This is a genomic window from Frankia sp. AiPs1 (genome assembly GCF_023716945.1).
Taxonomy (GTDB): Bacteria; Actinomycetota; Actinomycetes; order Frankiales; family Frankiaceae; genus Frankia.
On the sequence record NZ_JAMQQF010001146.1, the window covers coordinates 1 to 646 of the forward strand.

Consider the following 646-nt stretch of genomic DNA (forward strand, 5'->3'; position numbering starts at 1 on the left):
CGGCCCGGCCCCGCCCGTCCCGCACGCCCGCCTCGACCCCGGCGGGGACGCCGCCGACGAGGTCGCCCGCCGGCTCGGCGGACGTGGCGGAAGCGGTGATGGGGCCGGCGACGAGATCCTCCACGGGGTCGACGATGTCGACGAGTTCCCCGGTGCGGGACCGCTCGGCGAGGTACCGGGAGAACCGGCGATGGATGGTCTCGTACATGCTGGCGACGTCGTCCTGCTCGGCGTCCGCCCGCCCGTGCTCGCGACCGGCGCTCCTGCCACCGCGAATGGAGAACCGGCGGTACTCGGACTTGCGCGCCAGCCCGTCCTCGAAGACGACCATGCTCGCGACGACGTTGGTGCCCTGGATGTTCGACACGTCGTAGCACTCGATGCGCAGCGGCGCGTCCGGCAGTTCGAGGGCCTCCTGGAGCTCGGCGAGCGCCCGGCTGCGCGCGGTCAGGTCGCTGGCCCGCTTCATGCGGTGCAGCGCCAGCGCCTGGCGGGCGTTGCGCTCGACGGTCTCCAGCAGGGTGCGCTTGTCACCGCGGCGCGGCACCCGGACCTCGACCCGGCCGCCGCGGGCGACGCCGAGCAGCTCGGCCACGGCGTCGGCGTCCGGGGGCAGCACGGGCACGAGGATCTCGCGCGGGATGCC

General features: G+C 75.1%; 1 pseudogene. It reads right to left on the reverse strand.

The window, feature by feature from the left end:
* Positions 1–646, reverse strand: a pseudogene (locus ND748_RS33360) (excinuclease ABC subunit C); the annotation flags it as partial.